This window comes from Aquitalea sp. FG25, from assembly GCF_057809375.1.
In genome coordinates this window covers 87,355-106,499 of record NZ_JBMDJV010000015.1, presented here as the reverse complement: position 1 = coordinate 106,499, position 19,145 = coordinate 87,355, and the positions used below count along the sequence as shown (strand labels likewise).

The window sequence follows — 19,145 nt, the reverse complement described above, 5'->3', positions numbered from 1 at the left end:
ATACCCCCAAGGGGTATATTAAAACAGCGATGTTTGCCATTCTGCACGCGCAAAAAAACCGCAGGGCCTGCGCCTCTGCGGTTGCTCGGTAAGCCGGTAAAATCAGATCCAGTTACGGCGGGAAAACAGCCAGATCAATCCAGCAGCAATCGCGGCCATCAGTCCCAGCACCGCAAAATAGCCATAGTGCCAGTGTAGTTCCGGCATGTTTTCAAAGTTCATGCCGTAAATGCCGGCGATCAGCGTGAGCGGCATGAAGATCATGCTGAATACGGTCAGTACCCGCATCTGCAGATTAAGCCGGTGTGACTGGGTAGAAAGGTAAAGGTCCAGCATATCCGCCACCATTTCACGCGACATTTCCAGTGATTCGATGACATGCATGGTGTGATCGTAAGCATCACGCAGATAAACCTGGGTATCGGGTTGAATCAGCCGGTACTCGCCGCGCATCAGGGTGAGCAGGATTTCACGCAGCGGCAGAATCGAGCGCCGCAGTTTCAGGCAGTCGTGCTTAAGCCGCTGTACCTTGTGCAAGACGCCTTGCTCGCGTCCGTGCAACAGCAGCTGGTCGGTGCGCTCCACATGCTCAGTAAACTGGCTGAGCACACCGAAGTAGTCATCGATGATGGCGTCAATCAGGCCATAGGCCAGGTAATCAGCCCCCTTGCTGCGCAATGCGCCACGCCCGCTGCGCAGACGCTCACGCACGGGTTCGAACACCCCGGTTGGTTTTTCCTGAAATGACAGCACAAAACCGCTGCCGATCACCAGATACATCTGGTTGTAACGCAGACGTCCGCCATTGGGAGGAAAGTCGAACACCCGCGTGGCAATGAACAGATAGTCGCCGTAGTCTTCCAGCTTGGGTCGTTGCCGGTTGTTGAGAATGTCTTCCTGCACCAGTGGGTGCAGTCCGAAACGCTCGCCGATGGCCTGCATGACGGCGGCGTCGTGCAGGCCATAGACATTGAGCCACAGTACCGGCTGGCTGGGACGATAGGCCAAGCCTTCCACGACGGAGTCGAAGCTGGTTTCACACAAGGCCTGCGGACCGAACTCCAGCAGGGTGATACTGCTGGCCTCCACTTTGGCTTCACCGACGGGCAGCAGGGTGCCGGGTGGTTCGCCCAGCGTGGGCACCCTCTGCTTTACCTTGGCATGGCGCATGGTCAGATCTGGTTGATATCGAGCTCGAAACCGACATTCTTCCACTGCAGCACTTCCTGGCGGAAGGCGCTGGCAGTCAATGGATTGTCATTCAGCCAATTCTTGCTCACGGTGAGTACAAAACCCTTGGCTGCCGGCTTGAGATCCAGTAAGTCAGATAGCGGAATCGCATGGCGGCTGCGATAAAACAGCACAGCCAACCGCAATGCCACAACCGCCTGCCATAGCACCGGGTCGTGCACCACTTGCTGCATCTTGCCCATATCACCACGATGGCCCAGCACGATGGTGGCCAGCATGGCCTGTTCACGCTTGGAGAAACCCGGCATGTCTGCGTTCTGCAGAATATAGGCTGAGTGCTTGTGATAAGCGGTATGGGCAATGGTCAGGCCAATCTCATGCAGGCGTGCCGTCCACACCAGGCGCTTGAGCATGTCCTGATCGATATCTTCACCCGCCACCATGCGATACAGGCGTTCGGCCAGCAACTGCACCCGCTCGCTCTGTTGCACGTCCACATGGTAGCGACGCTTGAACAATTGCACCGTGCTTTCGCGCATATCCTTTTCCCGCTGGCGGCCCAGCAGGTCGTACAGCACGCCATCACGCAGCGCACCTTCGGCCACCGTCATTTTGCTGACGCCCAGCTCTTCAAAGATGGCGATCATGATGGCCAGGCCACCCGGCAACACCGGTAGCCGGTCCGCCTTCAGACCATTGAGGCTGACATTTTTCAGGTTTTCACGTTTGATCAGCTCGGCCCGTAATTGCAGCATGCCATCCAGGGTGATATCCGATGCCGACCAGTCGTTGATTTCCAGAATATCGCGCAGGGACCGTGCCGTGCCGGAAGTGCCAACCGCCAGTTGCCATTCTTCCGGGCGGTACTCACTGGAAATGCGCTGGATTTCATTGCGGGCGGCCAGCGTGGCATCGGCAAAATTACTGCGGCTGAGCTTGCCATCGGCAAAGTAGCGCAGGCTGAAACTGACACAGCCAAGCGGCAGGCTTTCCGTTACATGGGCCTTGAACTGGCTGCCGATGACAAACTCGGTGGAGCCGCCGCCGATATCCACCACCAAGCGTCTTTCCTTGGTGGCTGGCAGCGAATGCGCTGCACCGATATACACCAGCCGTGCTTCCTCGCGCCCGGCAATGATTTCGATGGGAAACCCCAGCAAGGCCTCAGCCCGCTGAATGAATTCGGCCGAGTTTTTTGCCACCCGCAGGGTATTGGTGCCAACAATCCGAACCTGGGACGGGCTGAAGCCACGTAGACGCTCACCAAAGCGCGCCATGCAAGCCAGGGCTTTTTCCTGGGTAAGCTCGTCCAGATATTTGTCGGCAGTCAGGCCGGCACCCAGGCGGACGGTTTCTTTCATTGCATCCAGCGGATACAGCTGGTCTTCGACAACGCGGGAGACTTGCAGGCGGAAGGTATTGGATCCCAGGTCAACAGTGGCCAGGACATCCGGGGTAGGCAGGGTGGTGGTCAAAGGCAAGCCTTTTCCAATATGGTTTGCTGCGGAGTCAGGGCGGACGGCTGGGTCAGGGCGCTGCTCCGCCACGGATTGTTCGATAAAAAATGGCAGTAACACCCGAGATGTTACCGCCATTTATGTCATTGCGTCATTGCGCTTGATCAGCCGCCCAGTGTTTCCCGCTTGATGGTTTCCAGCGAGGTATGGCGGATATCCTTGCCCTTGACCAGATACACCACGTATTCCGAGATGTTCTTGGCATGGTCGCCAATGCGTTCGATGGCCTTGGAAATGAACAGGGTGTCGATGGACATGCTGATGGTGCGCGGGTCTTCCATCATGAAGGTAATCAGCTGACGCAGTTCGGCGGCAAAGTCGTCATCCAGCCGCATGTCTTCTTCTGCCAGTTCCAGCGCTGCGGTGGCATCCAGCCGGGCAAATGCGTCCAGCGCACGGCGCAGCATGGCCAGCGCCACTTCCGCCATCTTGCGGATTTCGCGGAAGCGCGGCATCTGGTAACGCTCGGACTGGTAGATGGTTTTACCCATGCGGGCGATCTTTTGCGCTTCATCACCGATGCGTTCCAGATCAGTAATGGTCTTGATCACGGTAATGATGATGCGCAGGTCGCTGGCAGCCGGCTGGCGGCGGGCGATAATGTGCTGGCACTCGTCATCAATGGTCACTTCCATGGAGTTGACCAATGCGTCTTCGGTAATCACCTTGTCGAACTTGGCGATGTCACCGGACATGAGGGCATCGATAGCAGACAGGATCTGTTGTTCGACCAGGCCACCCATTTGCAGTACGCGGGTGCGGATGGTTTCCAGTTCCATGTCGAACTGCTTGGAGATGTGTTCTGCCATGTCTGCCTCTTGAACGAATCCGGAATTCAGGTAAAGGGGAATGATAAGCCGGCCAGATGACAGGCTGATGACATTTAATCAAGACGGGCCTGTCGTGACAGGCCCGGTTGCAACGGGAAAACGGCTTAGCGGATGACTTCCACGCCGTTCTGGCGCCCCAGCACCAGGATGTCGGCACGGCGGCGGGCAAACAGGCCACAGGTGACAACACCGGCAATGTGGTTGATGGTTTCTTCCAGCTCCACCGGCGTATTGATGGTGAGGCCATGCACATCCAGGATGACGTTGCCATTGTCGGTGACCACGCCCTGACGCAGCTCTGGATGACCACCCAGCGCCACCAGCTGGCGAGCTACCGAACTGCGCGCCATCGGGATCACCTCGATCGGCAGCGGGAATGCACCCAGCTTCAGCACATACTTGCTCTCATCGGCAATGCAGACAAACTGCTCGGCCACGCTGGCCACAATTTTCTCGCGCGTCAGCGCGGCGCCACCGCCCTTGATCATGTGCAGGTGATGGTTGATTTCATCGGCACCATCGATATACACCTCCAGTTTTTCCACTTCGTTCAGCTCGAACACCGGAATATGGTGGGCTTTCAGACGCGCGGTGGAGGCTTCCGAACTGGATACGGCGCCCTTGATGCGGCCCTTGATGGCGGCCAGCTCTTCAATAAAGAGATTGACCGTGCTGCCAGTGCCCACACCGATGATGCAGTCGTCCGGCACGAATTCCAGCGCCTGTTTGGCGACAGCCAGCTTGAGTTGGTCTTGGGTCAGCATGTTGATACCTCCAGCAGTAAGTTCGATTGCATATCCAGCTGCCGATTATCCCACATCAGCTGGCATCTGTCGGGCGAAACGGTATCAGGACAAGGGCATCAGCAGACAGATAGCCTGCGCCTCAATCGCTTCACAGCGGCCCAGATAACCCAGTTTTTCATTGGTCTTGCCCTTCACATTGACCGCACTTTGCGTAATCCCCAGATCGGCGGCAATGCAGGCACACATCGCAGAAATATACGGTGCCAGTTTGGGACGCTGTGCAATCAGCGTAGCATCCACATTGACCACCTGCCAGCCGGCAGCCCGAACGCGAGAGACGGCCTCACGCAACAGAACGCGGCTGTCCGCCCCCTCGAAGCTTGCGTCAGTATCGGGAAAATGCCGACCGATATCTCCCAGCGCCGCCGCGCCAAGTACCGCATCAGTGATGGCATGCAGCAGGGCATCGGCATCGGAATGACCCAACAGGCCATGGCTGTGCGGAATGGTCACGCCCCCCAGAATCAGCGGGCGGCCTTCCACCAGCTGGTGCACATCGTAACCTTGTCCAACTCGGAACATGGAGTTCATTCCTTTCGTGAAGCCAGAATCGCCCGGGCCAGCGCCAGGTCGCGCGGGAAGGTGACCTTGAAGTTCTGCGCATCGCCTTCCACCAGCCGTGGCTTGTGACCATACTGCTCGATGGCTGCGGCCTCATCCGTCACCTCTTCCGTCATGCTGCGGGCCAAGGCCTGGCCTAGCAGGCCGGCACGGAACATCTGAGGTGTCTGCGCCAGCCACAGCCCCTGACGCGGCACGGTGGTGCTGATGCGCCCTTCGGCATCGGCTCGCTTCACCGTATCTGGCACGGGCAAGGCCAGCAGGCCGCCCACAGGGTCATCGGCCAACGTTGCAATCAGGCGTTCTACCGCCGCGACCGACAGGCAGCAGCGCGCGGCATCGTGCACCAGCACCCAATCTTCGGCACGGGCAGCCATGACTTCCAGCCCGTTGCGCACGCTTTCGGCCCGGCTGCTGCCGCCCACCCGATGCACGCGCAGTTTGGGCAGATTCCAGTCAAAATCATCAAACCACTCATCACTCGGCGACAGCACCAGCACCACTTCGCTGATGGCTTCCACTTGGCTGAGTGCCTGCAAGGTGTGCCACATCAAGGGGCGACCATTCAGTTGCAGGTACTGCTTGGGGCTGGGGCCGCCAAAGCGGCTGCCGGAGCCCGCCGCCGGCACCAGGGCCAGATAGCGACTCATGTTGCATCCCCTGCTGGCTGGGTTTCCAGCGTACGCCACAGACAGCTGCCCTTCACCGCCTTGTCCAGCTCACCCAGATAGCCCTGATGCGCGGCCTGCTCTTCTTCGCTGGCACGCCTGACCAGCAGTGGCTTGCGTTCAAACTGGATGTCGCCGCCCTGCGTGCTGCCTGCATCGACATCAATATCCATGACCAGGCTTTCCTGGCCACGGGTCATCCACAAATACACTTCGGACAGCAGTTCGCAGTCAATCAGCGCGCCGTGCAGGGTACGGTTAGAGCGGTCAATGTCAAAGCGGTCACACAAGGCATCCAGGCTGTTGCGCTTGCCGGGAAACTGGTCACGCGCCATGGCCAGGGTGTCGGTTACCTGGCCAACCAGTTGCTTGATCTTGGGCAAGCCCAGCCGGTCGAACTCGGCATTGAGGAATTTAACGTCAAATGGCGCGTTGTGAATGATCAGTTCGGCATCGCGCATGAAGTCGGCCATCTGCTCCGCCACCTGGGCAAAGCGTGGTTTGCCTTCCAGCGATGCCAGCGAGATGCCGTGTACCCGCTCGGCATCCGGGTCGATATCACGCTCGGGGTGAATGTAAAGATGCAGATGCTTGCCGGTGAGCTTGCGGTTGATCATTTCCAGACCGGCAAATTCGATGATGCGATGGCCCTGATCCGGATCGAGGCCGGTGGTTTCGGTATCGAGAATAATCTGTCTCATGCTGCTGCTTTCTGGCAGGCCGGCATGTACCGGCCACAATCAATAAAGAGGCAAAACTTTTACAGGGTTTCAACGCCTCGGTTGGCCAATTGGTCGGCCCGCTCGTTGAATTCGTGGCCGGCATGGCCCTTTACCCAGCGCCAGTCCACATGGGTATGGCGGTTGCGCTCGGCATCCAGCATCTGCCACAGGTCGGCATTTTTTACCGGCTCCTTGGCTGCGGTCTTCCAACCACGGGCTTTCCAGCCGTGAATCCACTCGGAAATACCCTTCTGTACATATTGCGAGTCGGTGTAGACCACCACATGGCATGGCCGGTTCAGCGCCGCCAGGCCACGAATCACCGCCAAGAGCTCCATGCGGTTATTGGTGGTACCGCGCTCGCCGCCAAACAGCTCTTTTTCCTTACCCTTGAAGCGCAGCAATGCACCCCAGCCGCCAGGACCGGGATTGCCCTTGCAGGCACCATCGGTATAAATCTCGACACAATCTTCTGTTGTCATGTTTCTCAAGTTCTGTTGTCCCGGCCCTGCACGGGCCGGGCTGATTCAATCTTGCCGACCTGGCACCTGACGGTGGCTGGACGGCGTCTGTCTGTGGCTGGGGTGGCGCTCATTCCCTCCTGCCACCACCAGTCCCTTGGAAGCCTTGGCCATTTTCCAGTTGGGGGTGATCAGGCGCATGCCGCGTTGGCGTTTAACCGCTTCGATGCCATATACACCAGCCGCCAGCGGCCACCATTTGTCGCCGGCACGTTCCAGAAAGCCAAAACGCTCCAGCCACCCCTGCTGCGACAGCGGCGGTGCATAGGCCATGAAGCAGCCGGCTACCGGTTCCAGATCCAGCAATTTCAGCCAGTCGCGAATACGGATCAAGGGAAAGAAATTACCGCGCCACGGGGTATCCGCCCGGCCCTGGATCAAGCGTCGCACTCCCCATAGCGATACCGGATTGAAGCCGGTCATCAGTAAACGGCCTTCCGGCACCAGCACGCGTTCCACCTCACGCAGAACCTGATGCGGCTCGGTGGTAAAATCCAGCAGATGAGGCATGACCAGCAAATCCAGACTGCGTGATTCAAACGGCATTTGTGCCGGATGGCAGATGATTTGTGCCTTGCCGCCTTCTGCTGCCTGGCACTGCCAGGGAATGCGGTTAGCAGCCAGGAAGCCCACCTCGGGCAGGCCCATCTGTACAGCATGAAAACCGAAAATATCGGCGACCGCCCGATCGAAAAATGCCTGCTCACACTGCAGCAGGTAATGTCCCAGTTCGGTCGTGGTCAGCCACGTGGAAAACGCTTGCATCATTGAAGGAGTCCGATCCGACCATGTTTACCGTTACCCCCGTTCGGGCATTTGCCGACAATTATATCTGGGTTTTGCAACAGGGCACCGGTGCACTTGCAGTTGACCCTGGCGAGGCGGCAGCGCTGATTGCGTTTCTGGATCAACGTGGACTGGCCCTGCAAACCATCCTCATCACCCACCATCATGCTGATCATTGCGGTGGCCTGGCCGAACTGTTGCAACGCTGGCCACAAGCGCAGGTTTATGGACCGCCAGGCATTGCCGGCGTCAATCAGCCGGTCAAGGAAGGGGCCTGCGTGCACTGGCACAACTATGTATTTGATGTGCTGGCCCTGCCTGGTCATACCCTGGATCATCTGGGCTACTACGGGCATGGCCAGCTGTTTTGCGGCGATACTCTGTTTGGTGCGGGCTGTGGCAGGCTGTTTGAAGGCAGCCCGGCCCAGATGCTGGCCTCACTGGATAAGCTGGCAGCGCTGCCGGATACCACCCGTTTTTATCCGGCACACGAATATACCTTGTCCAATCTCAAATTCGCCCTTGCCGTTGAGCCAGACAATGACGAAATCCAGCTCAGACAATTGCTGGACCAGAAGCAGATCGCCATGGGCTTGCCCACCCTGCCAACGGAGCTGGGACTGGAGAAAACCACCAATCCTTTCATGCGCAGCAGCATTACCAGCGTGCAGAACGCTGCCAGCCGCCATGCCGGACAACACTTGTCCGCGCGCGTGGAGGTGTTTGCCGTGTTGCGCGAATGGAAAAACAATTTTCGCTGACATGCATTACGGGTAGATCATTCTTGCCAAAAGGCAGATTGGCACAATCAATTATCTGGAACGACGTATTCACGCAAAGCTCATGAAATGATTTGTCTTTTTTCATTGACACACCATGGGGTGGTGTTTAGCATCGGCCCAGATCAGAAATCCGGGCTGGCCAAATGAAAAGAATCACCCCATTGGCACTTTCGTTGTCATTTGCATTTTCCTTGTCGTCGCTGGCGCATGCCGATTCCGGCGCTTTTCGCCAGTCAGTAGGGGTAGATGAAGCCCAGGCTGCAGGCCTGGACATGATGCTGCTGAACTCCAGCTTGCTGCGTAACGGCGATAATGTCTGGGAACGTGCACGCGAAGGATTCCAGCTGCCCGAAGTCAATGCCGACATCGTCCGCAAGCAAGAACGCCTGTACAGCAGCAAGCCCGAATACTTCAAACGCATTCTTGATCGCAGCCATAAATACCTGTTCCACATCATGAATGAAGTGGAACGTCGCGGCATGCCAACTGAAATCGCCTTCCTGCCCATTGTGGAAAGCGCATTTGTTCCTACCGCCAATTCACCGGTAGGTGCGGCCGGCCTGTGGCAGTTCATGCCCGCCACCGGTCGCCATTACGGCTTGGAACAAACCTGGTGGTATGACGGCCGTCGCGACATCATGGAAGCCACCCGCGCCGCGCTGGACTATCTGCAGAATCTGTACGCCCAGTTTGGCGACTGGAATCTGGCCCTGGCCGCGTACAACTGGGGTGAAGGCAATCTGGCACGCGCCATTGCCCGCGCTCAGGCCGCAGGCCTGGAGCCGACCTACGAAAACATCAAGATGCCGAACGAAACCCGCAATTACGCCCCCAAGCTGATTGCCGTTCGCAACATCCTCAGCCAGCCGGAAAAGTATGGGATCCGGCTGGATAAATTCCCCAACAAGCCTTACTTCATTGCCGTCTCAACGGGCCGCCACATGGATATTGACGTGGCCGCCAAGATGGCCGGCATGTCCGTTGCCGAATTCAAGGAACTCAACCCGGCTTTCAATCTGCCGGTCTATGCCCACAAGCCGGGCCGCCAGATGCTGATTCCGCTGGCCAAGGCCGACAAGTTCGACTACAACCTGTCCCACTGGGACAAGCCGCTGCTGAGCTGGCAGGTGTACACCCCGTCGGCAGATGAAAACATCGCCAGCGTGGCCGAACGCTATGGCATGAGTACCGCAGAACTGCAGAACGTCAACAAACTGGGCTCGCGCAACCTGACGGCAGGCCGACCGGTGCTGGTAGCCCTGCGCGGCAAGAGCGATGGTGCCACGCCACTTGATGGCACAGACAGTAACCTCGCCGCCAGTGACAGCCTGATTGCCAGCACCAAACCGCAGGCTGCAGCAAGGGTGACGGCACAGCTCAAGGCTCCGGCAGCACCGGTAGTGGCTACAGCAGCGCCAGTCAATAGCCAGCCGCTGATCGCAACAATTCGAGTAGCAGCCGCAACCAGCGCGGCAATAACACCGCCCCCAACAGAGCAAGCCATAGCACTCGCCACAACGACAACTGCTGTGGCTGCCAGCACGGCCAGCATCAGCCCGGCAGCCGCTACGCTCAGCACGCCGCAGACCATCCTGGCCGAGAGCGAAGCAGCCTCGTCTGACAAAGCAATCAGCAAGCCGGTGGTACTGGCCAAGGCCGAAGCACCCAGCCTGCCCTCCAGCACCACCCCACCGCCCAAGCCGCTGGAAGCCCGCCTTGCCAGCATCAATCCGGCAGCAACCCAGCACACGGTGGTCAATGGCGATACCCTGTTCAATATCTCGCGTCGTTATAACGTGAGCGTGGCTGATCTCAAGTCCTACAACAATCTGAACGACAGCACGGTAAAGCTGGGCCAGATCATCCGCGTCAAACCCAATCCGCTGGCCAGCAACACCATGCTGGCGGAGGCCGTGCCGGCCCCATCCGCTCAGGATGAGGCACTGGTCAAGGTTAGCAGCAGCCCAACAGCCGCCACCGGTGCCGTACCAGCGGAATACGTGGTGCAGCGTGGCGATACCGTCTACAGCATCGCCCGCCGCTTTGGTGTTAACCATGCTGACATCCAGCGTTGGAACGATGCCAATCAGTTGACCCGCCTGCAGCCAGGCCAGCGCGTACGCATCGAAACCCAAGGTCTGTAATTCCTCAGCCCTTGCATAGAAAAAACCCGCCTCGGCGGGTTTTTTCTTATCCAGCAATCGGCTTCGCTTTTTGCCAGCTGCTTATTCTGGCTCCCGGCTATCCAGCAGAATGGTCACCGGGCCGTCATTCACCAGGCTCACCTGCATATCGGCACCAAACAGCCCGGTTGGCACCGCTCTGCCCAGCGCCAGCTCCATGCTGGCAACAAACTGCTCAAACAGGGGCCGGGAGATATCCCCCCGTGCCGCACGGCTATACGAAGGTCGATTGCCCTTGCGGGTAGAGGCAAACAAGGTGAACTGACTGACGGCCAGCACATCCCCGCCACAATCCAGCACAGAGCGGTTCATCACCCCGGCATCGTCATTGAAAATACGCAACTGGCTGATCTTGCGTACCAGCCAGTCGATATCCTGGGGCGTATCCACCTCCTCCACCCCCACCAGCAGCAACAAGCCAGCAGCAATCTGCCCACATGTTTCACCAGCCACACTCACCTTCGCCTCACTCACCCGTTGAACAAGCACCCGCATGCCCACATCTCCTAAAATCCGACATGCCATTTTACCTGGTAGGAGCCTGTAATGAATATTTTGAAGATTGCGGCATTTTCCGATGGTAGCAGTGGCGGCAACCCGGCTGGTGTCGTGATTCAGCCTAGCCTGCCAAGTGAGAAGGAGATGCAAAGCATTGCCGCCAGGCTGGGCTTCTCGGAAACCGTATTTGCCATGCCACAGGGCCAGGGTTGGCGGGTGCGCTATTTTTCACCAGAAGCAGAAGTTCCGTTTTGTGGCCACGCCACCATTGCTCTAGGAGCCGCGTTGGCCATGCAATTCGGCAATGGGGATTTCCCCCTGCAACTGAATCAGGCCAATATTAGCGTCAGTGGCCAATACCAGGCAGGACAGCTCAGTGCCGCCCTGCAATCGCCCCCCACGCACAGTACTGCTGCACCGACAGACTTACTGCAAGAAGCACTCGACTTGTTCGGACTAAACACCAACCAGCTCTGCCCCAAGCTGCCCCCAGCCCTGATTCATGCTGGAGCGGACCACCTGCTACTCGCCGTACAAGAACGCGCCACCCTATCCGCCATGCGCTATTCACTGGCAGCAGGCCGCGATCTGATGCGCCGCGCCGGTCTCACCACCATCCTGCTGCTGTGGGCAGAAGGCCGGCAACGCTTTCACAGCCGCAATGCCTTTGCTGCCGGTGGCGTCTATGAAGACCCGGCTACCGGTGCAGCCACGGCCGCTCTTGCCGGCTATCTGCGCGATATTGGCTGGGAGCATGGCGGCCATATCGAGGTAATACAGGGAGAGGATATGGGCCAGCGTTCTTTCTTGCAGGCCACAATCCCGGCTGAAAAAGGCAGCTCGATTCTCATATCCGGCCGCGCCAGACTCATGGAGGCGGCACACTAAGCTGCCATCTCCGCTACAATCACCCCCTACTTCGCAGCAAGGATTTGCCCCATGTTGATGGTACTTTCTCCGGCTAAGACGCTGGACTACGATACCCCCCCACACACCACGCGCCACACCCAACCTGACTTTCTAGCGCAGAGCCAGCAACTGATCACCGTATTGCGTGAAAAGAGCCCGTCCGACATCTCGCGCCTGATGGGCATCAGCGATACGCTGGCCACGCTGAATGTGGGACGCTACCACGACTGGAGCCCTGTATTTACTCCGGATAACGCCAAACAGGCGGTGCTGGCATTCATGGGCGATGTCTACGAGGGCCTGAATGCCGCCAGCCTGAACGATGGCCAACTGGACTACCTGCAACAACATTTGCGCATTCTGTCCGGCCTGTACGGCCTGCTGCGACCGCTGGATCTGATGCAGCCTTATCGGCTGGAGATGGGTACCCGCTTGGCCAATCCGCATGGTGCCAACCTGTATGCCTTCTGGGGAGAGCACATCACCAATGCACTGAATGCGCTGCTGGATACCACGGACAATCCGGTGCTGGTCAATCTGGCATCGGACGAATACTTCAAAGCGGTCAAACCGGCCAAGCTGCATGGCCGACTGATCACCCCGGTGTTTCAGGACTACAAGAACGGCCAATACAAAATCATCAGCTTTTATGCCAAGCAGGCACGTGGTCTGATGGCGCGCTGGGCAGCACTGCACGGTGTGGACACGCCGGAAGCGCTACAGGATTTCCAGCTGGGAGGCTACCACTTTGACAGCAGTGAATCAGACGGCCAGCGCTGGGTCTTCCGGCGTCGGCACGACTGAGCAACCCGCTAGCTACACCTTGTTGTCCAGCAGCCGGCCTTGTTCGAAAGCAGCCGCATTGGCCAGCGTGGTTTCAGCGATATTGTCCAGCGCCTCGCGCGTCAGAAAGCCCTGATGCGCGGTTACCAGTACATTGGGAAAGGTAAGCAGGCGAGCCAGCTGGTCATCCTGCAAGCCAATCTCGGAGTGGTTCTCAAAGAACACGCCCTCTTCCATCTCATATACATCCAGCCCGACACCAGCCAGCCGCCCATCCTTCAGGGCCGCAATCAGGGCGCCCGTTTCAATCAAGCCCCCACGGCTGGTATTGATCAGCACCGCACCGGCCTTCATGCCAGTCAATGATGTGGCATTGATCATGTGCTGGGTTTCCGCCGTCAGTGGCAAATGCAGGCTGACCACATCACACTCGGCCAACAAACGCGGTAGTGGGACATATTCAAAACCCAGCTTTTCATCCAGCCCGGCCTGTGGAAATACGTCAAACGCCAGCACGCGCATGCCAAAGCCTTTGGCAATGGAAATGGTAGCCTGGCCAATACGCCCGGTGCCAACCACGCCGATGGTCTTGCGATACAGATCGAAACCGACCAGGCCATCCAGGGAAAAGTCCATTTCACGCACCCGCACATAGGATTTGTGGATGCGTCGCACCACGGCCAGCAGCAAGGCAAACGCGTGTTCAGCCACCGCATGGGGTGAGTAGGCTGGCACGCGGGTCACGACAATACCGTGCTGGCGACAGGCAGCCAGATCTACGCCATTGAAACCGGCACAGCGCAGGGTAATCAGGCGGACACCACGCGCCGCCAGGCTGGCAATCACCTCGGCGTCCAGCCGGTCATTGACAAAGGGACAGACGGCCTCCACATCGTGCACCAGCTCCAGCGTGTCACGGTTGAGTCGCGGCTCAAAATAGCTCAGTTGATGACCAAACTGCTGATTGGCACCTTCCAGGCTCAAGCGGTCGTAATTCTTGGTATCGAAAACAGCAATGCGCATGGCGACTCTCTGCGGGATGTGGGGTGTCTTGCAGTATAAGCTGTCGGCAAGCATCCGGCCCGCGAGTGCGTGGCCATACGCCATGCCGTGTTGATACAGGGGTCAAGCAGGGCAAGACGGCGAAATAAAAACAGAAAACCCCGTAGAACCAAGTTCTATCGGGGTTTTCTGTATGATGCGATTTTTGTCGTCATCATTATTGGTTGCGGGAGCAGGATTCGAACCTACGACCTTCGGGTTATGAGCCCGACGAGCTACCAGACTGCTCCATCCCGCGTCAGTGTTCTGTCGCTGTCTTCTACTGTGTTTCTTCAGAAGAGGAGTGCATATTACAATCGGCCCGCTAGACTGTCAACACTTTCTTAAAATTTTTTTAATATGACAACCGGTTCATTTGTAAAACTTATTAACATTTGCCCAGGCAACTGACACATCTCCTCAATATCACTGGCCTAAAGTAGGTACTGTGTTACCGCCAGTCACTTCTGCCCCATGAGTGGCTGGCAGCCTGCCACACATCCCGTTGTCTTCCCCGAGAGGCGAACGTGCAGCAGACAGGTAGCCAGTGCAGTTTGAATCGTACTGTACCCACCCCGGTGACGTGCAGCGCGTATTCTCCTAAGTGTTCATCACGGAAATTCAAGGCCGCCTCCCCGGGCGGCCTCTTTTTTTGTGCTTACCCCACCATTGCCGTGGTGTGAGGACGCAACAGCTGTCGTCCGCGCCAGGTCAGTAACAGCATCAGGGACATCAGCCCATAGCTGACAAATGGCGACAGCAACAAAAAACGCTCAACTGGCATGGTATAGACCATGACTGCACGCAGTATTGTTTCCAAGGTAAGACCCATTCCCCACCACAGCGTCAGCAAGCGAATACCACGACGAAAGCCTGCCTCCTGCCAGCGTTGCTCAAAACGTTGTCTGCCTGTATCCGACTCGCGTGCCACGGTGGCACGAGCCAGATAGAACACCAGCGGCTTGCCAGACAACAAGGACAACAGGAAAGCCACGCCAAACAGCCCGGACAGCAAGGATTCACGCATCAGCAAAACACGCGGGCTGCCCCCCAGCAACATGGCTAACAGCGATAGCAGAATGCCTGCGAGTACCAGCAGGCTGAGCGCATCGATACGGCGAAAACGCAGCAATTCGATACCGCTCCACAACAAAGGGGGCAGCGATGAAGCGATCAGCCCTGCGGTTTCCCCCCACTGCGGCACCGCCCAGCGATAACACAGCCAGGGCAGCAGGAAATTGGCGACGAGCTCGGGTAGCAGTTGGCGCAAACGGGACATAGACAGCCTAGTCGGACAAAAGTGGATGATAAGACAGAAGCCGTCGCGGCGTACAAGCAAGGCCAGCGTCCGGGCAGAAATACAAAACCCCGCCAGCGGCGGGGTTGTGTTATCTGTGTGCTGACCGGCTTGCGCGGTCAACAAGTACTGCAATTATGCGGCGGCGTGGATAAAACCGTTGGCCGGATAAAAAGCACTGGCAAGACCCAGCACAGATTGAAAAGTAACTTCGAACATCTTGCCAACCTGGCGGATGCTGACGACGGTGTAGTGGACGATGTCGCCACTGTCTTTATGCTCAAGTACGGTGTAACCCGGTTTCAATTGAGAGATTTGCATTTTTATATTTCCTTATTTTTTTTATCATTGCGACAAAATTTTTAGTTTGATCTAAAGGTTTAACACGTTATTGACAAATTAGCCAACAATAAAGTTCCGTACTGCGCTGATGAAGCACTGTAACAGCGACAAATGACACATTCGTGACGGATTTCCGGCAAGAATGCTACAAAAAACAAAGCCCTGCCGATACGCGATCGACAGGGCTTTGGCTTTACTCAAGGGATAAAACCTAACCGATACGCATGCCTGGCGCTGCGCCCTGATCCACATCCAGCAGGAACAGGCCGGAATTGTCGTCGGCACCGGAGGCGCAGACGATCATGCCTTGCGATACGCCAAAGCGCATCTTGCGCTCGGCCAGATTGGCCACCACCACCACATTGCGGCCCACCAGCTTTTCCGGTTCCTGATAGGCAGAGCGGATGCCGGAGAAGATGTTGCGCTGTTCAAAGCCCAGATCAACAGTGAATTGCAGCAGCTTGTCCGAACCTTCGACAAAGTTGCAGGCCAGTACCTTGCCGATGCGCAGGTCCACCTTGGCAAAGTCGTCAATCTTGATGGTGTCGGCCAGCGGCTCGTAAGCGGCTGCAGCCGGAGTGTTGCTGGTGGCTTGCATATTCTGTTTGTTTGCTTCGATCAGTTTGTCGATCAGCGCCGGGTCGATGCGCTGCATCAGGTGCTGATAGGTGTTGATGGTATTGCCCAACAGCAGGCTGTCGGCATCGGACCAGGCCAGCGGCGCCACGCCGAGGAAGGCTTCCACGCCTTCGGCCAGCTTGGGCAGGACCGGCTTCAGGTAGATGGTAAGCAGGCGGAAGGCGTTGATCAGCACGGTGCAGACTTCTTGCAGACGTGCGTCCTGCCCTTCCTGCTTGGCCAGTTCCCACGGCTTGTTGGCATCGACATAGGCATTCACCTCGTCGGCCAGCGCCATCACGTCGCGCAGTGCCTTGGCGTATTCGCGCGCTTCAAACGCGGCAGCCAGTTCCGGCGCAGCCGCTTGCAGCTTGTGCAGGATGGCGGTGTCGGCCACGCTGTCGGCCAGCTTGCCGCCAAAGCGCTTGCTGATGAAACCGGCGGAGCGGCTGGCGATGTTGACGTATTTGCCCACCAGGTCGGAATTCACACGGGCAACGAAGTCATTGAGGTTGAGGTCGATGTCTTCAATGCGGCCATTGAGTTTGGCCGCCATGTAGTAGCGCATCCATTCCGGGTTCAGGCCGCAATCCAGATAGCTCTTGGCCTGAATGAAAGTGCCGCGCGACTTGGACATCTTCTGTCCGTCCACGGTGAGGAAGCCATGGGCAAACACGCCGGTGGGCGCGCGCAGGCCGGAGTAATTCAACATAGCCGGCCAGAACAGCGCATGGAAATACAGGATGTCCTTGCCGATGAAGTGGTACATCTCGGCATCGGTGCCGGGCTTGAACCAGGCGTCAAAATCGATGCCCTTGCTGTCGCACAGGTTCTTGAAGCTGGCCATATAGCCAATCGGCGCGTCCAGCCACACATAGAAGTACTTGCCCGGCGCATCCGGAATTTCAAAACCGAAATACGGGGCGTCGCGGCTGATGTCCCAGTCTTGCAGGCCGCCTTCAATCCACTCGTTCATCTTGTTGAGCGATTCGGGCTGCAAGTGCGGCTGGGTCACGCCATCGGCACGCACGCTGCTGCCGCTGGTCCAGCCCTTGAGGAAGTCGGCACACTCTCCCAGGCGGAAGAAATAGTGCTCGGAGGTTTTCAGTACCGGCTTGGCACCGGATACCGCCGAGTACGGGTTCTTCAGTTCGGTCGGGTTATAGGTGGCACCGCACACTTCACAGTTGTCGCCGTACTGGTCCTTGGCGGCACACTTGGGGCATTCGCCCTTGACGAAGCGGTCCGGCAGGAACATCTGCTTTTCCGGGTCGAACAACTGCTCGATGGTGCGGCTGGAAATCTTGTCATCGGCGCGCAGGGCTTTGTATACCTGCTCGGCAAATGCCTTGTTTTCCGGGCTGTTGGTGCTGTAGTAGTTGTCGTGACCAATCAGGAAACCCTGGGAGTCGGCCAGGTGCAGTTCGCGTACCGCATCCACCAGTTGGGTGGGGGTGATGCCCTGCTTTTCGGCAGCCAGCATGATGGGGGCGCCGTGGGTATCGTCCGCGCACACGTAATAGCATTCGTGCCCGCGCATTTTCTGGAAACGCACCCAGACGTCGGTCTGGATCTGCTCCAGCATATGGCCCAGATGCAGCCCCGCGTTGGCGTAAGGCAGTGCACTGGTCACCAGAATCTTGCGTTTGCTCATTGGGTGTTCCTGAAGGTAGGCGATTTCAAGCCGTCGATTATAGTGCCGGATCGCATCACGGGTCACGGCAGTGTTCGGCAAAAACCCGGCTGATTGCCGACAAAAGCCATCAGACCGGGTGATTCGCGACCAAAATGCAGTGATTTAGCTGTTCTGGCCCTGCAGCTCCAGCGGCAGGTAATCGGCTGGCGCAGCGCGCTCGGCCATGGCCTGCGGCACGGTACGCCGCGCCAGCAGCACAAACAGTACGGCAGTCAATACCGCACAGCTCGCAAAGCCGGCAATTCCACCCGCCATATAAGCCAGACGGAACAGCTCGATACCCAACGCATAGCCCGCCATCGATAGCATGCTCATGGCGGCAGATACCGTGCCCTTGGCTTCTGGCGAAGACATCAGGGCAAAGCGGTATAGCACGCCAAAGCTCAGGCCTTCACCAAAGCTCATCAGGCTCATGCCGGCCACCATCAGCCACACCGGCTCGGCGGCAAACAGCACACCGCCCAGCATTAGCAGCAGCCCGCCCACAATCGGCCCCATGCCGACAAAAACAGAACGGCCCAGCGGCCAACGCTCCGCCAGTAATACCAGCGCAAAATTGCCACCGATCAGGCCACCGAATACCGGCAGCTGCATCAGGCCATATTGCAGAGTGCTCATGCCCAGATCACGCACCAGCAGCACTGGCGACAGTGCAATCCAGCCCATCAGGGGCAGGGCCAGCAGCGGAATGCACAGGGCAGACGATACAAAGCGCGGCTGCTTGAGCAGGCGCAGGTAATCCCCCCCCATGCGCGACAGCGGCTGTTCGGTTTGTCCCGGCATGATGGTTTCCGGCATTTTCCAGATCAGGCCCAGCAGCGCGATGCCAGCCATGGTTGCAATCACCAGGAAGCAACTGCGCCAGGGGGCGATTTCCACCAGTGCAGCCCCGGCCAGAGGACCGACCAGCGGGGCGATGAGCGCCACATTGGCCATCAGCGCCGTTACCTTGACCGCTGCGGTTTCTTCAAACGCCTCTTGCACGGCGGCGTAGCCCACCGCATTGATGAAGCACAGCCCCATGCCCTGCACCACACGCAGGGCAATGAAGCCCTCAATGGAGTGGACCAGATAAGTGGCAAGGCAGGACAGCATGAAAAAGGCCACGCCGAATAACAGTACCGGGCGACGGCCAATGCGATCGGACAAGGGGCCAGTCAGCCATGGCAGAGCAGCACCGCCCACCAAAAAGGCCGTCATGGAGGTGGGCACCCAGCTACTACCCACCAGAAACTCGCGGGTCACCTGCAGCATGGCAGGCTGAACCATGTCATTGGCGATATAAACGGCAAACTCGAACAAGACCAGCGCCAGCGGAAACAGCAGATTCGCCGGACTGAGGGAAATATGTTTGGACTGCAAGACAACAACCTTTCTTGACAACAAAGAGCGCA

At 57.9% G+C, this 19,145-nt stretch carries 19 protein-coding genes and 1 tRNA gene; 4 read left to right on the top strand and 16 right to left on the bottom strand.

Annotated elements, in window-relative coordinates:
• Positions 1-102: 102 nt before the first annotated feature.
• The 9 genes from corA to ACODR9_RS14530 all read right to left on the bottom strand — a co-directional run bounded on the left by corA (position 103) and on the right by ACODR9_RS14530 (position 7,584).
• Positions 103-1,170, bottom strand: a complete 1,068-nt coding sequence (gene corA / locus ACODR9_RS14570; protein WP_488810128.1) for a magnesium/cobalt transporter CorA — start codon at positions 1,168-1,170, stop codon at positions 103-105.
• A gap of 2 nt (positions 1,171-1,172) precedes the next feature.
• Positions 1,173-2,672: an exopolyphosphatase gene (ppx, locus tag ACODR9_RS14565; protein WP_488810126.1), complete on the bottom strand. Its 1,500-nt coding sequence runs from the start codon at positions 2,670-2,672 to the stop codon at positions 1,173-1,175.
• A 140-nt stretch (positions 2,673-2,812) separates the two neighbouring features.
• The gene (gene phoU / locus ACODR9_RS14560; protein ID WP_488810125.1) at positions 2,813-3,517 is read right to left on the bottom strand and encodes a phosphate signaling complex protein PhoU; all 705 of its coding nucleotides are present in this window, start codon (positions 3,515-3,517) and stop codon (positions 2,813-2,815) included.
• Between the two features lie 125 nt (positions 3,518-3,642).
• Entirely contained in the window at positions 3,643-4,302 is a 660-nt protein-coding gene (gene rpiA, locus ACODR9_RS14555; protein ID WP_488810123.1) for a ribose-5-phosphate isomerase RpiA, read from the bottom strand.
• An 84-nt stretch (positions 4,303-4,386) separates the two neighbouring features.
• Positions 4,387-4,866: a 2-C-methyl-D-erythritol 2,4-cyclodiphosphate synthase gene (gene ispF / locus ACODR9_RS14550; RefSeq protein WP_488810121.1), complete on the bottom strand. Its 480-nt coding sequence runs from the start codon at positions 4,864-4,866 to the stop codon at positions 4,387-4,389.
• A 5-nt stretch (positions 4,867-4,871) separates the two neighbouring features.
• Positions 4,872-5,555, bottom strand: a complete 684-nt coding sequence (gene ispD, locus ACODR9_RS14545; protein ID WP_488810120.1) for a 2-C-methyl-D-erythritol 4-phosphate cytidylyltransferase — start codon at positions 5,553-5,555, stop codon at positions 4,872-4,874.
• Positions 5,552-6,274: a DNA polymerase III subunit epsilon gene (gene dnaQ, locus ACODR9_RS14540; RefSeq protein WP_488810118.1), complete on the bottom strand. Its 723-nt coding sequence runs from the start codon at positions 6,272-6,274 to the stop codon at positions 5,552-5,554. Before dnaQ ends, ispD begins: the two co-directional genes overlap by 4 nt.
• A 59-nt stretch (positions 6,275-6,333) precedes the next feature.
• Positions 6,334-6,777, bottom strand: a complete 444-nt coding sequence (rnhA, locus tag ACODR9_RS14535; RefSeq protein ID WP_159878939.1) for a ribonuclease HI — start codon at positions 6,775-6,777, stop codon at positions 6,334-6,336.
• A 45-nt stretch (positions 6,778-6,822) separates the two neighbouring features.
• Entirely contained in the window at positions 6,823-7,584 is a 762-nt protein-coding gene (locus ACODR9_RS14530) for a class I SAM-dependent methyltransferase (protein ID WP_488810117.1), read from the bottom strand.
• Between the two features lie 20 nt (positions 7,585-7,604).
• Here ACODR9_RS14530 and gloB point away from each other — a divergent pair, with 20 nt between their 5' ends.
• Complete coding sequence (gene gloB / locus ACODR9_RS14525; RefSeq protein WP_488810115.1) at positions 7,605-8,363, top strand: hydroxyacylglutathione hydrolase; 759 nt, start codon at positions 7,605-7,607, stop codon at positions 8,361-8,363.
• A gap of 164 nt (positions 8,364-8,527) precedes the next feature.
• A complete protein-coding gene (locus tag ACODR9_RS14520; protein ID WP_488810114.1) occupies positions 8,528-10,528 on the top strand; it encodes a lytic transglycosylase in 2,001 nt (666 codons plus the stop codon).
• An 81-nt stretch (positions 10,529-10,609) separates the two neighbouring features.
• On the opposite strand, the gene dtd is transcribed toward ACODR9_RS14520, so the two are convergent.
• Entirely contained in the window at positions 10,610-11,062 is a 453-nt protein-coding gene (dtd, locus tag ACODR9_RS14515; RefSeq protein ID WP_488810113.1) for a D-aminoacyl-tRNA deacylase, read from the bottom strand.
• 51 nt (positions 11,063-11,113) lie between these two features.
• Here dtd and ACODR9_RS14510 point away from each other — a divergent pair, with 51 nt between their 5' ends.
• Together ACODR9_RS14510 and yaaA are read left to right on the top strand one after the other, a co-directional pair.
• On the top strand, positions 11,114-11,953 hold the full coding sequence (locus ACODR9_RS14510; RefSeq protein WP_488810112.1) for a PhzF family phenazine biosynthesis protein: 840 nt from the start codon (positions 11,114-11,116) through the stop codon (positions 11,951-11,953).
• A 51-nt stretch (positions 11,954-12,004) separates the two neighbouring features.
• A complete protein-coding gene (yaaA, locus tag ACODR9_RS14505; RefSeq protein WP_488810111.1) occupies positions 12,005-12,778 on the top strand; it encodes a peroxide stress protein YaaA in 774 nt (257 codons plus the stop codon).
• Positions 12,779-12,790: 12 nt separating this feature from the next.
• Here yaaA and ACODR9_RS14500 read toward each other — a convergent pair whose 3' ends face one another.
• From ACODR9_RS14500 to ACODR9_RS14475, 6 genes are all read right to left on the bottom strand, one after another.
• Entirely contained in the window at positions 12,791-13,780 is a 990-nt protein-coding gene (locus ACODR9_RS14500; protein WP_488810109.1) for a 2-hydroxyacid dehydrogenase, read from the bottom strand.
• A gap of 200 nt (positions 13,781-13,980) precedes the next feature.
• Positions 13,981-14,057: transfer RNA gene (locus ACODR9_RS14495), tRNA-Met, on the bottom strand.
• Between the two features lie 399 nt (positions 14,058-14,456).
• Positions 14,457-15,077, bottom strand: a complete 621-nt coding sequence (locus ACODR9_RS14490) for a VC0807 family protein (RefSeq protein WP_488810108.1) — start codon at positions 15,075-15,077, stop codon at positions 14,457-14,459.
• Positions 15,078-15,230: 153 nt separating this feature from the next.
• Positions 15,231-15,416, bottom strand: a complete 186-nt coding sequence (locus tag ACODR9_RS14485) for a hypothetical protein (protein WP_045845657.1) — start codon at positions 15,414-15,416, stop codon at positions 15,231-15,233.
• 232 nt (positions 15,417-15,648) lie between these two features.
• Entirely contained in the window at positions 15,649-17,709 is a 2,061-nt protein-coding gene (metG, locus tag ACODR9_RS14480; protein WP_488810106.1) for a methionine--tRNA ligase, read from the bottom strand.
• Between the two features lie 144 nt (positions 17,710-17,853).
• Positions 17,854-19,113, bottom strand: a complete 1,260-nt coding sequence (locus ACODR9_RS14475) for an MFS transporter (protein ID WP_488810104.1) — start codon at positions 19,111-19,113, stop codon at positions 17,854-17,856.
• Positions 19,114-19,145 lie beyond the last annotated feature (32 nt).

Coding starts and splice junctions, on each gene's coding strand:
- ACODR9_RS14490 (WP_488810108.1), bottom strand. CDS start 15,077: ATGTCCCGTTTGCGCCAACTGCTACCCGAGCTCGTCGCCAATTTCCTG.
- ACODR9_RS14510 (WP_488810112.1), top strand. CDS start 11,114: ATGAATATTTTGAAGATTGCGGCATTTTCCGATGGTAGCAGTGGCGGC.
- ispD (WP_488810120.1), bottom strand. CDS start 5,555: ATGAGTCGCTATCTGGCCCTGGTGCCGGCGGCGGGCTCCGGCAGCCGC.
- ACODR9_RS14485 (WP_045845657.1), bottom strand. CDS start 15,416: ATGCAAATCTCTCAATTGAAACCGGGTTACACCGTACTTGAGCATAAA.
- phoU (WP_488810125.1), bottom strand. CDS start 3,517: ATGGCAGAACACATCTCCAAGCAGTTCGACATGGAACTGGAAACCATC.
- gloB (WP_488810115.1), top strand. CDS start 7,605: ATGTTTACCGTTACCCCCGTTCGGGCATTTGCCGACAATTATATCTGG.
- yaaA (WP_488810111.1), top strand. CDS start 12,005: ATGTTGATGGTACTTTCTCCGGCTAAGACGCTGGACTACGATACCCCC.
- dnaQ (WP_488810118.1), bottom strand. CDS start 6,274: ATGAGACAGATTATTCTCGATACCGAAACCACCGGCCTCGATCCGGAT.
- ACODR9_RS14520 (WP_488810114.1), top strand. CDS start 8,528: ATGAAAAGAATCACCCCATTGGCACTTTCGTTGTCATTTGCATTTTCC.
- rnhA (WP_159878939.1), bottom strand. CDS start 6,777: ATGACAACAGAAGATTGTGTCGAGATTTATACCGATGGTGCCTGCAAG.
- dtd (WP_488810113.1), bottom strand. CDS start 11,062: ATGCGGGTGCTTGTTCAACGGGTGAGTGAGGCGAAGGTGAGTGTGGCT.
- rpiA (WP_488810123.1), bottom strand. CDS start 4,302: ATGCTGACCCAAGACCAACTCAAGCTGGCTGTCGCCAAACAGGCGCTG.
- ACODR9_RS14500 (WP_488810109.1), bottom strand. CDS start 13,780: ATGCGCATTGCTGTTTTCGATACCAAGAATTACGACCGCTTGAGCCTG.
- ACODR9_RS14530 (WP_488810117.1), bottom strand. CDS start 7,584: ATGATGCAAGCGTTTTCCACGTGGCTGACCACGACCGAACTGGGACAT.
- ispF (WP_488810121.1), bottom strand. CDS start 4,866: ATGTTCCGAGTTGGACAAGGTTACGATGTGCACCAGCTGGTGGAAGGC.
- corA (WP_488810128.1), bottom strand. CDS start 1,170: ATGCGCCATGCCAAGGTAAAGCAGAGGGTGCCCACGCTGGGCGAACCA.
- metG (WP_488810106.1), bottom strand. CDS start 17,709: ATGAGCAAACGCAAGATTCTGGTGACCAGTGCACTGCCTTACGCCAAC.